The organism is Pseudomonas beijingensis (assembly GCF_030687295.1).
GTDB classification, from domain to species: domain Bacteria; phylum Pseudomonadota; class Gammaproteobacteria; order Pseudomonadales; family Pseudomonadaceae; genus Aquipseudomonas; species Aquipseudomonas beijingensis.
Window position 1 is genome coordinate 4426776 of record NZ_CP117425.1, and the last position, 12500, is coordinate 4439275.

Below are 12500 nucleotides of genomic sequence, written 5' to 3' on the forward strand. Positions count from 1 at the left end.
GCTGCTTCGCAGCCCAGCGGGGATAAATCCCCTCGCCACAGATAAGGCGCTCGCCACAGGCCCTGTGTTTTGTTCTTAGATCCGAGGATTTTTATGGCAAACCAACAACTGTTCCTGGGCATCGACTGCGGCACCCAAGGCACCAAGGCGCTGATCCTGGATGCGCTCAGCGGCCAGGTACTCGGCCAGGGCGCAGCTGCCCACAGCATGATCAGCGGGGCCAACGGTCGCCGTGAGCAAGACACCCAGCAATGGCTCGATGCATTCACCCAGGCGACCCATCAGGCCTTGGCTGCCGCCGGGGTCGATGGCCAGGCGATCCTCGGCATCGGCGTGTCCGGCCAGCAACACGGCTTGGTGTTGCTTGACGAGCAAGGCCAGGTCTTGCGCCCCGCGAAGCTGTGGTGCGACACCGAGACGACGCCGGAAAACGATCGGCTCCTGGCGCACCTGGGCGGTGAAGACGGCAGCCTCGAACGCCTCGGCGTGGTGATCGCGCCGGGCTACACGGTTTCCAAACTGCTCTGGACGCGGGAGCAGCATCCCCAGGTTTTCGAACGCATCGCCAGCGTCGTGCTGCCCCACGACTTCCTCAACTACTGGCTCACCGGCCGCCATTGCAGCGAATACGGCGACGCCTCGGGGACCGGCTACTTCAACGTGCGCACCCGTCAATGGGACGTGCAGTTGTTGCGACATATCGATCCCGGCGAACGCCTGCTAATGGCGCTTCCGGAGCTGATCGAGGCCCATCAGCCGGTCGGGCGCATCCTGCCCGCCATTGCCGCGCACCTGGGCATCAACCCCAACGCGGTGGTAGCCAGTGGCGGCGGCGACAACATGATGGGCGCCATCGGCACCGGCAATATCCAGCCCGGCGTGATCACCATGAGCCTCGGCTCCTCCGGTACGGTCTATGCCTATGCCGCCGAACCTGCGGTCAGCCCGCAACCGTCAGTGGCGACGTTCTGCTCTTCCAGCGGTGGCTGGCTGCCGCTGATCTGCACCATGAACCTGACCAACGCCACCGGGGCGATTCGCGAGTTGCTGGACCTGGACATCGACGCTTTCAACGCCCAGGTGGTCCAGGCCCCGATTGGCGCCGAGGGTGTGTGCATGCTGCCGTTCCTCAACGGCGAGCGGGTGCCTGCCCTGCCCCATGCCACCGCTAGCCTGCTGGGCCTGACCACCACCAACTTGACCCGGGCCAATCTGTGCCGCGCCGTGGTCGAAGGCACGACCTTCGGTTTGCGCTATGGCTTGGACCTGCTGCGGGCCAACGGACTCAAGGCCCAGAGCATTCGCCTGATCGGCGGCGGCTCGAAGAGCCCGGTGTGGCGGCAGATCGTCGCCGACATCATGGACACCACGGTCATCTGCACCGAACAAAGCGAAGCGGCGGCGTTGGGTGCGGCGATCCAGGCGGCGTGGTGCCATTCAGGCGCGCAAGACAGTCTGGCCGAACTGTGCGAGCGCTGCGTCAAGCTCGACCCGGCCAGCGAAACCTGGCCAGTGGCCGCACACGTCGCGGCGTCCCAGCAGGCGTATGAACGTTACCGACAACACGTCGCAACCCTTTGAGAGCGGGCAACTATGTATTTGGTGTGTGGTGAAGCGCTGTTTGATTTTTTCAGTGAAACCGAGGCAAATGGCCCTGCCTCGCAGGTGAACTACAAGGCGATTGCCGGCGGCTCGCCGTTCAACGTGGCGGTGGGGTTGCGCCGCCTGGGTGTTGAATCGGCGCTGTTTACCGGGCTGTCCACCGACTACCTGGGCCGTCGCCTGCAGCAGGTATTGCTCAACGAAGGTGTCAGCAGCCAATACCTGCTGGACGTCGACGCGCCGACCACCCTGGCGATGGTCGCCGTCGGCGCCAATGGTTCACCCCACTACAGCTTTCGCGGCGAAGATTGTGCCGACCGGCAACTGAGCCTGGCCCATCTACCGGACCTCGGTCCTGAAGTGCATGGCTTGCATGTCGGCTCGTTCTCGCTGGTGGTCCAGCCCATTGCCGACACACTGCTGGCCCTGGTGCAACGGGAGAGCGGCCGGCGCCTGATTAGCCTCGACCCGAACGTACGACTCAACCCGCAGCCGGATATTGAGTTGTGGCGCTCGCGGATCGCGACACTGGTGCAATATGCCGACCTGATCAAGGTCAGTGATGAAGACCTGAGCCTGCTCTCTACCCGCAGGTCGAACCCCAGGCGGTCATCGACGGTTGGCTAAAGCACCGTTGCCAGTTGGTTTTCCTGACCCGCGGCGGCCAGGGCGCCACGGTCTTCAGTCGCCAGCACGGCACATGGTCCCTGCCAGCGTGCCCAGTGAAGATCGCCGACACCGTGGGGGCAGGCGACACCTTCCAGGCCGCGCTGATTGCCTGGCTGACTGAACAACAATTGGATTCGATCGAGGGCCTGCAGACGCTGACCCGTGAGCAGATCAGCGCCATGCTGGAATTCGCCATTCGCGCTGCGGCCCTGACGTGCGGCAAAACCGGCCCGGACCTGCCCTACCGGCAGCAACTGGCCTGAGTGCGCGCCACAGTTGAAAAACTGGACGCCGGGTTCGGACATCGCCGGACCCGAGCGTCGGATTAATCCAGGACAAAGCCGTAATCAGCGCCCGGTCATTCGATGATGTTGCTGATGAAAGTGATTGCCAGCGGCGGGGTTATGGTCAAGCTCCGTACGCAGCTCGGCGATCAGGTCGTTGATGGCCCGGCAACCGGTAAGCTTGCTGGCATCGATGCCGGTTTTAACCAGGGCCGCATGATCGGTCCTGTGGTCATCGAAGATCTTGATCGTCATCACCAACTCAGGTGACAAGGTGCATTGCGAGCGCTTGGGCAGCAAACTGCTTTCAATGATGTTTCGCATTTCGAGGGCAGATAGAAACATGGCGACTCTCTCCTGTTGAGGCGGCCAATTTATGTTCACGACGGCGGTATTTTCGTCCGTTTTCTTCCCTGCGGACTGGGACTACGAATACCGTGCCGTTCGTTCTTTCTTTGGCGTTTTCAGTTAACGAGTTCGTCAAGCGAACTCCTGAATCATCCCGCAAAAATTATGCCTGTATTGACGACCTTCCGGGTTGATATGAATCAAGCGCTTAGCTCCGTCCTGCGCCACAGGGCTCGTGCAAAATGCAAGGAAACGATGCTTTTTCCATGCAAAGTGCAATCGCTTTGATCCTGTTCGCAACCTAGAGTAGCCCCTAATGCGAAGGAGCAAGCGGGCATCCGTCGCCTGGTTCAAAAAAAGTGTGACGTCGCGTAAAAAAGCTCAAAGACCGCCCACCGCCGCCCGCTCCGCCACGTGACGCAAACTGTCGAAATTGATGTTGGCACCCGAATCGATCGCTACCAGCGTCTCGCCTCGCGCGCCCGTGCGCGCCACGTATTGCTTGATGCCCGCCACCGCCAATGCCCCTGACGGTTCGGTGATGGAACGGGTGTCGTCATAGATGTCCTTGATCGCGGCGCACAGTTGGTCGTTGGTCACGGTCATTACCTCGTCGACACAGAAACGGCAGATATCCAGGCCATGGGCACCGATCTGCGCCACGGCCACGCCGTCAGCGAAGGTTCCCACCTCGGGCAAGGTGACCCGCTCCCCTGCGGCCAGCGCGGCCTGGAGACAGGCCGAGTGCTGTGACTCGACGCCGATGATGCGTACCTCCGGGCGCAGGTACTTGACGTAGGCCGCGATCCCGGCGATCAACCCACCGCCGCCGACCGGGACAAAAATCGCGTCCAGCCGGCCAGGATGCTGGCGCAGGATTTCCATGGCGACGGTGCCCTGGCCGGCAATCACGTCCGGGTCATCGAACGGCGAGACGAACTCCCGCCCGGTCTGCTCCGCCAGTTCCAGCGCATGGGCCAGGGCAAACGGAAAACTTTCCCCATGCAGCAACGCCTCGGCGCCGCGGTTGCGCACGCCCAGCACTTTCAGTTGCGGGGTGCTCACGGGCATGACGATGCTGGCCGAAATACCCAGCTCCCGTGCCGCCAGCGCGACGCCTTGGGCATGATTACCGGCTGACGCGGTGATGACGCCACGGGCCCGCTGCTCCGGGGTCAGGTGCACGAGCTTGTTGTAGGCACCGCGGACCTTGAAGGAAAAGGTCGGTTGCAAGTCTTCGCGCTTGAGCAGGATCCGGTTGCCCAGGGCTTCGGACAGTGCGGGCGCCGCTTGCAGTGGCGTGCGCACGGCCAATTCGTAGACCGGCGCGGCGAGGATTCTCTTTACATAGTGCTCGAGTAGGGTTTGCTCGGCGTGGGCAGCGGTCATGGCGATCTCCTGGTTCGGTCGGAGCCCAGGAGACAGAAAGAAAAAAACCGCCTCGAGGGCGGGTTCGGTGCAGCCGTCAGCTAGCCCGCCAAATAAGGAATGGCGGTAATAATGCTTGGCTGGCTGCGCAGTACGATTGAATTCATGCCTGGAAATTAGCGGTGCGGTGGCGGCAAGTCAATGGGCAAATCAAGTGCCATTTGATATTCGCCGCAGTGACCTTAAGTGAGCAGCATGGCCTGTGGGAGCGAGCTTGCTCGCGATAGCGGAGTGTCAGTCAGCATCAATGTCAGCTGACCCATAGCAATCGCGAGCAAGCTCGCTCCCACATTTTTCTCCAATTACTTGAGTCCAACTTTGTATAAGGCCCCGTCATCTTCATGCGTCAGCACATAGAGATACCCATCCGGACCCTGGCGAACATCGCGGATTCGCGCCTTGAGCTCGCCCAACAGGCGCTCTTCATGGACGACCTTGTCGTCCTGCAATTGCAGGCGAATCAGTTCCCCGGACACCAGGGCTCCGATGAACACACTGTGTTGCCAGGCCTTGAAACGCTCATGGTCGTAGAACGCCATGCCGCTGAGCCCGGGTGAGACCTGCCAGACGTGGTAAGGGTCGAGGGCGCCTTCGACGGTTTTGCCCTGGGCTTCGGGAATCGGAGCGCCGGAATAATTGATGCCGTGGGTCGCCAGTGGCCAGCCGTAGTTCTTGCCGCGCTCGATGATGTTCAATTCATCGCCGCCTCGGGGTCCATGCTCGTTCTCCCACAGGGTGCCATTCCAAGGATTGAGGGCGGCGCCCTTGGGGTTACGCACGCCGTAGGACCAGATCTCGGGACGGACATCTTTCTGACCAACGAACGGGTTGTCGTCGGGCACCTTGCCGTCGGGGTAGATGCGCACGACCTTGCCTTGCAGCTTGTCCAGGTCCTGGGCGGTGGGCCGGTCGTTGTTTTCCCCCAGGGTAATGAACAGATAGCCGTCGCGGTCGAAGACCAGTCGCGAACCAAAGTGGTTGCCCGTGGACAGCTTGGGTTGCTGGCGGAAGACCACGTCGAAATTCTTCAGGCTCTTGAGGTCTTCGGACAGTTGCCCGCGTCCCACGGCGGTGCCGGCCTTGCCGTCTGCGCCCGCCTCGGCATAAGACAGGTAGACGGTGCGATCCTGCTTGAAGTCCGGCGACAACACCACGTCCAGCAGGCCGCCCTGCCCCTTGGCCCACACGTCGGGCACGCCGCTCAGGGGCGCGGACAATTGGCCGTCGGGGCTGACCATGCGCAGGTTGCCCCCTCGCTCCGTCACCAACAGGCCCTGTTGGCCAGGCAGGAATGCAACGGACCAAGGGTGCTCCAGCCCCTTGACCACGGTGGTCACTTCCAGGGTGCCCTCTTCGCTTTTGAAAGACTGGGTTGGCGCGGCGATGGTCGGCGTGGCAAGGGTCAGGACAGCGCTGGCGCAGAACGCGGCCAGGAGTGTTTTACGCAACATGCACATTTCCTTCTGCGGTGTTGAAAGAGAACGACGGGCTCCAGCGCCTAGCGGTTGCCATTCTGGCTGTTCCTGGGTGGCGTGGGAGACTCGATGGTCGGTCGCGGCGAACTCGACGGCTGGCCGGACCGGGGATAGCCATTGCCGATGCCGCCGTTTTCCAGGGTCGGCGGTCGTGGTACCGGCACTGTCGGGTTGTTATGAATCGTCGGCACGTTGGGCCGGGTGCCCTGCATGCTGTTGGGATTGGCCCGGCGCGTCGGGCTGTTATAGGGATTGTTGTTGCCCGGCAGGTTCTGGGCCAGGACCATTGGGCCTGCGCTGGGCGTGGCGGCCTGAGCAGCGGCAGTCAGCAATAGCGTCATGATGGCGAGCATCAGCCTGTTCATTGGGGCACCTCTTGGGTTCAGGCATATCGAAAGCACGCTACGCCGCAGGTTCGCCCTTGTTAAGCGAAATATCCCGGTGAAGATGTAACCAAGAGTCTCCGAACCATTGTGGGAGCGAGCGCGCGATGGCGATGGATCAGCCTGCCCCCATAGCGTCTGTACCGCCGCTATCGCGAGCAAGCTCGCTCCCACAGTGAAGCAGGCAGTGAATGATGGAAACTTTTCCCGAAGCGCGAAGGTCACCAGAGAGACATCCACAGGCAAGGAAAACACCACCATGGCTCGGGCAATCTGGAAAGGCGCAATCAGTTTCGGGCTGGTCCACATTCCTGTCGCGCTGGTGTCGGCCACCTCTTCCCAGGGTGTGGATTTTGACTGGCTGGACAAACGCAGCATGGACCCGGTGGGCTACAAGCGGGTCAACAAGGTCACGGGCAAGGAAGTGACCAAGGAAGACATCGTCAAGGGCGTCCAGTACCAGAAAGGCCAGTACGTGCTACTCAGCGAAGAGGAAATCCGCTCCGCCCACCCCAAGTCCACCCAGACCATTGATATCTTTTCCTTTGTCGACAGCGAGAAGATCCCCCTGCAAAACATCGACACGCCTTACTTTCTCGCTCCCGACAAGCGTGGCGGCAAAGTCTACGCCTTGCTGCGTGAAACCCTGGTCAAGACCAACAAAGTAGCCCTGGCCCACGTCGTGCTGCATACCCGCCAGCACCTGGCCGCCCTCATGCCCCTGGAATCGGCCCTGGTGCTGGTGATGCTGCGCTGGCCCGCGGAGGTACGCGAGCTGGATATCCTGGAACTGGGTGACGAAGTCACGAACCCGACCCTGGCCAAGGGCGAGCTGGAAATGGCCAAGCGCCTGGTGCAGGACATGAGCGCCGACTGGGAGCCGCAAGAGTACCGGGACAGTTTTGAAGACAAGATCATGGAGCTGGTGGAGAAAAAGGCCAACGAAGGCCGCCTCGAAGCCGTGGAGACCGATCCAGGCGAAGAACAACGCAAGACCGCCGATGTCATCGACCTGACCGAGCTGCTCAAGCGCAGCCTGGGCGGCAAGGGCAAGGCCAACGACAAATCCGCCGGGAAGGCGCCTGCAAAACCTGCGAAACCCCGCAAATCCGCTCCTGCCAAAAAAGCCACCAAGGCCTCCCAGGGCTAAAACCCTGGCGCGTGCTATACAAGGGAATCTGTCATGGCCAACGCCGAGAGTGAATCTGCTCGTTTATCCAATGCCGAATCGGGCGCAACGACGCCCCGCAATCCTGGCCGAGGGGGAACGGCAGCCCCTGGCAACCGCCTGCCCGAACGCCTGGCGCCGCAGTTGGCGACGCCCGTGGAGGAGCCACCCACCGGTGAATGGCGCTATGAAGTCCAATTCCACGGTTATCGACTGCTAAGCCGCATCGAACACGGCGAAGTCCGGTTATACAACCGTAACCACCAAGACTGGACGGATCGACTGAAGCTGCATGCCGACGCCGTGGCCGGATTGGGTCTGGGGGACAGTTGGCTGGACGGCGAGTTGGTCCTGCTCGATGAAACCGGTCACTCCGATTTCGCGGCCCTGCGCCAGGCGTTCGAAATCAGCCGCACGGTCGACATGGTGTATTTCCTGTTCGATGCGCCCTTTCTCAATGGCGTAGACCTGCGCCAGGCACCGGTGGAGGAACGCCGCGCCGCGCTGAAAAAAGCCCTCAGCAACAACGCCAGCAAGCGCCTGCGTTTTTCCGAATCGTTTTCCGCCAGCCAGCACGATATGTTCGAAAGCGCCATCGCGCTGTCACTGGACAGCGTGGTCGGCAAACGCCAGGGCAGCCCTTATATGTCCCAGCGAAGCGCCGATTGGGTAAAGCTCAAGTGCCGGTTGCGCCAAGCCTTCGTTATCGTCGGGTTCACCCGCCCCCAAGGCAAGCGCAGCGGGTTTCGGCGCGCTGCTGCTGGCTGTCAACGAGCCAATGGGGCTGGTGTATGCCGGCCGGGTCGGCACAGGATTCAGCCAGGTACAAATCAAACAACTGCATGAGCAACTGTGTGCACAGCAGCGCGAGACCTCGCCGCTGGCTGCGCCGCTCAAGGGGGCGCAGGGACGCGGCGTGCAATGGGTCGAGCCGACCCTGACCTGTGAAGTCGAGTCCACCGAGTGGACCCGCGATAGTCAGGTGCGGCAGGCTATTTTCCTGGGCTTGCCGACCAATAAGTCCGCCAGCAAGGTGGTTCGTGAGCAGCCCTTGCCGATAAAGCCCACCACGCTAAAACCCCAGCGTCGCAAAAAAGCCGGCACGGCCAAAGTCGACGGGGTGACGATCACCCACCCCGAGCGGGTCATCGACAGTGTCAGCGGCGTGCAAAAGGCCGAGCTGGCGCAATATTACCTGGACATCGCCCCTTGGATCCTGCCGCACCTCAAGTTGCGCCCGGTCGCACTGCTGCGGGCACCGGACGGTATCGGCGAAGAACTGTTCTTTCAAAAACACGCCGAGCGCCTGGAGATCCCCCACATCAAGCAGCTGGATCCGCAACTGGACCCAGGCCATGCAGCCCTGATGGAAATCGATGATATCCACGCGCTGGTCGGCGCGGCGCAGATGGGCACGGTGGAACTGCACACTTGGGCCGCGACCCACGACCGGATCGAGACACCAGACCTGTTTGTCCTGGACTTGGACCCGGACCCGTCACTGCCCTGGAGCGCCATGATCGAGGCGACCCGCATGACTTTGGCGGTGCTCGACGAACTGGGCTTGCAGGCCTTCCTCAAGACCAGCGGTGGCAAAGGCATGCACGTGATCGTGCCCTTGGCGAGAAATGAAGGTTGGGACACCATCAAGGCGTTCGCCAAAGCCATCTCCCAGTTCCTGGCCCGGCAAATGCCCGAGCGCATCACCGCCACCATGGGACCGAAGAACCGCGTCGGAAAAATATTCGTCGACTACCTGCGCAACGCCCGCGGGGCCAGCACGGTGGCCGCTTACTCGGTACGCGCCAGGCCAGGCCTGCCAGTCTCGGTGCCGATTGCCCGGGACGAGCTGCAGACCCTGCGCAACGCCCAGCAATGGGACATCTATACCGCGCTGGAACGGGCCAAGGGCTTGGACGCCGCCCCTTGGGAAGGCTACAACCACCGCCAGCGGATTACGGCGAAGATGTGGGAGCAACTGGATGCGCAAAAACCCGAGGCACAAGGATGAGTGCAGTGTTCAGATCCAGACGAAGATCGCCAGCAAACCGCCGAAAAAAGCCCACTTCTGCAGGTAATACAGCGTGCGGTTGCGCTTCTTCAGGGCCTTGCCTTGCAAGCGGATCTTGTAGAGTTTGGAGAAGGCCCGGTTCAGACCGCCCGTCTTGTCGCCCGCGTCGTTGGGCGCACCGGCCGCCGCCATTACGGTGCGACTGAACCAGCGGTTGAATGCGGTGGCCCAGCGAAACTTCATCGGCCGTTCCACGTCGCAGAACAGAATGATGCGGTCGTGGGCGGTGGTGTTCTCGGCGTAATGGATGAACGTTTCGTCGAAAATTACCGCCTCGCCATCACGCCAATGATACGGCTCGCCATCGACATTGATGTAGCAGCCGGCATCATTGGGCGTTTCCAGGCCCAGGTGATACCGATAGGAGCCGGCATACGGGTCACGGTGGCGGACCAGCTTCGAGCCCGGCGGTAACTCGGCAAACATCGCCGCCTTGATCGACCCGATGCTCTGCACCAGTTCGGTGGTGCGTGGGCACAGTTTCATGGCCGACGGATGGCTGTCGCCGTACCACTTCAGGTAGAAACGCTTCCAGCCGGTCTTGAAGAACGAGTTGAAGCCCACGTCGTCGTACTGATTGGAACGCTTGATCTCCCCCGCGTGCAGCAGGCTCTGGCCTTCGGCCCGGATTTCTTCCCAATGGGCCTGCAACGGACTCAGGTCGGGGAACTGCGCCGGGCTCAGGAAGGGCCTGTTGGGCAGTTTCGAGCACAGGTAAAGCAGGCAATTGATCGGTGCGAGAAAGGATGAATGATCGCTCAACTGGCGTCCGATCTTATGCCGCACGCGCCCGCGCAGGTGAACGTAGCCAATGGAGAGGAGGTAGATCGCGACAATGATGAGCTTCACGAAAGTCCGTCACAATGCAGGAGTGAACAGGCTGCGTCTCCGGGCCAGCCAAGCGGCAAGGGAGATGGCATGGGGTGAGGTGGCATTTTAGCCACAGTTTGTAACCAAAAGTTATCCTGAAGTTGTGAAAAACTGTCTTGTCCGGGCAATACCCTATCGTTTATCCGGCCAGATCAGTACAATCGCCGCCAATTATCACGCGCCCCCTTTGGCCGATACCGCAAATCACGGTTTCGGCGCACGTCTACCCGGGCCAGGCGCTCCGTATGCTGCTGTCCTCTTATGCCGGATGGACCCTTGCGCTTGCGACCACGACGCCTTTGCGCGGTCGGAACGTGCGCAAACAGGTACTGAACAGGTACTGCCGCACCCTTAGCTACTCTGAATGTTCCGCAGGATAAACCTTTGATCTCTACAGCTAACATCACGATGCAGTTCGGCGCCAAGCCGCTGTTCGAAAACGTCTCGGTCAAGTTCGGCGCGGGTAACCGCTACGGTCTGATCGGCGCCAACGGTTGCGGCAAGTCGACCTTCATGAAAATCCTCGGCGGCGACCTCGAGCCCTCCGGCGGCCAGGTCATGCTCGAGCCGAACGTGCGCCTGGGTAAACTTCGCCAGGACCAGTTCGCCTACGAAGAATTCACCGTGATCGACACCGTGATCATGGGTCACGAAGAGCTGTGGAAGGTCAAGGCCGAGCGCGACCGCATCTATTCGCTGCCGGAAATGACCGAAGAAGACGGCATGGCCGTGGCAGAGCTGGAAACCGAATTTGCCGAGATGGACGGCTACACCGCCGAATCCCGCGCCGGTGAACTGCTGTTGGGCCTGGGGATTGGCATCGAACAGCATTTCGGCCCGATGAGCGAAGTGTCGCCAGGCTGGAAACTGCGTGTGCTGCTGGCCCAGGCGCTGTTCTCCGACCCGGAAGTGCTGCTGCTCGACGAGCCGACCAACCACCTGGATATCAACACCATCCGCTGGCTGGAAAACGTGCTGACCCAGCGGTCGAGCCTGATGATCATCATCTCCCACGACCGTCACTTCCTGAACAGTGTCTGCACCCACATGGCGGACCTGGACTACGGCGAGCTGCGCCTGTTCCCGGGCAACTACGACGAGTACATGACCGTGGCGACCCAGTCCCGCGAGCAACTGCTGTCGGACAACGCCAAGAAGAAAGCCCAGATTTCCGAACTGCAGTCGTTCGTCAGCCGGTTCTCGGCCAACGCCTCGAAAGCCAAGCAAGCCACCTCCCGCGCCAAGCAGATCGACAAGATCCAACTGGCCGAGGTCAAGCCTTCGAGCCGCGTCAGCCCGTTCATCCGCTTCGAGCAGACCAAGAAACTGCACCGCCAGGCGGTCATTGTCGAACGCATGGCCAAGGGTTTTGACGGCAAGCCGCTGTTCAAGGACTTCAGCTTCACCGTCGAAGCCGGTGAGCGCGTTGCGATCATTGGCCCGAACGGTATCGGCAAGACCACCTTGCTGCGCACCCTGGTCAATGAACTGGAACCGGATGCCGGCACCGTGAAATGGACCGACGCCGCGGAACTGGGCTACTACGCCCAGGACCACGCCCATGACTTCGAAGACGACGTCAACCTGTTCGACTGGATGGGCCAGTGGACCCAGGGCGGCGAACAACTGGTTCGTGGCACCTTGGGCCGCATGCTGTTTTCCAACGACGAGATCCTCAAGTCGGTCAAGGTCATTTCCGGTGGTGAACAGGGTCGCATGCTGTTCGGCAAGCTGATTCTGCAGAAGCCGAACGTGCTCGTCATGGATGAACCGACCAACCACTTGGACATGGAATCCATCGAAGCGCTGAACCTGGCGCTGGAAAACTACCCGGGCACGCTGATCTTCGTCAGCCATGACCGGGAGTTTGTATCGTCCCTGGCCACCCGCATCATCGAACTGAGCGCCGACGGCGTGGTCGACTTCAGCGGCACCTATGACGACTACCTGCGTAGCCAGGGTGTGGTGTTCTAAATAGAGCCCTTAGCTGCACGCTGCAAGTGAAAAGCCCTGTCCATTGCGACAGGGCTTTTTGCGTATTCCAAGGGTAAAAACCTGTGGGAGCGAGCTTGCTCGCGATGAGGCCCTGACAATCGTATTGCCTGCCCCACCGCCATCGCGAGCAAGCTCGCTCCCACACTGGATTTGGGGTGTACGCAGCATTTGTGTACGCCACAAAATCCTGTGGGAGCGAGCTTGCTC

At 61.2% G+C, this 12500-nt stretch carries 8 protein-coding genes and 2 pseudogenes; 5 read left to right on the plus strand and 5 right to left on the minus strand.

From position 1 onward, the window contains the following. Window positions 1–93: 93 nt before the first annotated feature. Both xylB and PSH84_RS19840 read left to right on the plus strand, forming a co-directional pair. Window positions 94–1581: a xylulokinase gene (gene xylB / locus PSH84_RS19835; RefSeq protein ID WP_305481645.1), complete on the plus strand. Its 1488-nt coding sequence runs from the start codon at window positions 94–96 to the stop codon at window positions 1579–1581. Between the two features lie 12 nt (window positions 1582–1593). Then, window positions 1594–2534 (plus strand): annotated as a pseudogene (locus PSH84_RS19840) (carbohydrate kinase family protein). Between the two features lie 84 nt (window positions 2535–2618). Here the strand turns inward: PSH84_RS19840 and PSH84_RS19845 are convergent. The 4 genes from PSH84_RS19845 to PSH84_RS19860 form a co-directional block, all read right to left on the minus strand. Beyond that, complete coding sequence (locus PSH84_RS19845) at window positions 2619–2900, minus strand: DUF1652 domain-containing protein (RefSeq protein WP_305467140.1); 282 nt, start codon at window positions 2898–2900, stop codon at window positions 2619–2621. 384 nt (window positions 2901–3284) lie between these two features. Continuing rightward, the gene (gene ilvA / locus PSH84_RS19850) at window positions 3285–4292 is read right to left on the minus strand and encodes a threonine ammonia-lyase, biosynthetic (RefSeq protein WP_305481646.1); all 1008 of its coding nucleotides are present in this window, start codon (window positions 4290–4292) and stop codon (window positions 3285–3287) included. Between the two features lie 341 nt (window positions 4293–4633). Beyond that, on the minus strand, window positions 4634–5782 hold the full coding sequence (locus PSH84_RS19855) for a PQQ-dependent sugar dehydrogenase (protein WP_305481647.1): 1149 nt from the start codon (window positions 5780–5782) through the stop codon (window positions 4634–4636). A 47-nt stretch (window positions 5783–5829) separates the two neighbouring features. Then, window positions 5830–6171, minus strand: coding sequence for a hypothetical protein (locus PSH84_RS19860; RefSeq protein ID WP_122567338.1), 342 nt, complete (start codon window positions 6169–6171; stop codon window positions 5830–5832). A 277-nt stretch (window positions 6172–6448) separates the two neighbouring features. Here PSH84_RS19860 and ku point away from each other — a divergent pair, with 277 nt between their 5' ends. Then, window positions 6449–7339, plus strand: a complete 891-nt coding sequence (gene ku / locus PSH84_RS19865; RefSeq protein WP_305467143.1) for a non-homologous end joining protein Ku — start codon at window positions 6449–6451, stop codon at window positions 7337–7339. 33 nt (window positions 7340–7372) lie between these two features. Next, window positions 7373–9368 (plus strand): annotated as a pseudogene (gene ligD / locus PSH84_RS19870) (DNA ligase D). 9 nt (window positions 9369–9377) lie between these two features. Here ligD and lpxO read toward each other — a convergent pair. After that, the gene (lpxO, locus tag PSH84_RS19875; RefSeq protein WP_305481649.1) at window positions 9378–10277 is read right to left on the minus strand and encodes a lipid A hydroxylase LpxO; all 900 of its coding nucleotides are present in this window, start codon (window positions 10275–10277) and stop codon (window positions 9378–9380) included. Window positions 10278–10682: 405 nt separating this feature from the next. On the opposite strand from lpxO, the gene PSH84_RS19880 reads away from it, so the two are divergent. Next, on the plus strand, window positions 10683–12272 hold the full coding sequence (locus tag PSH84_RS19880) for an ABC-F family ATPase (protein WP_003181279.1): 1590 nt from the start codon (window positions 10683–10685) through the stop codon (window positions 12270–12272). The last annotated feature ends 228 nt before the right edge of the window (window positions 12273–12500 follow it).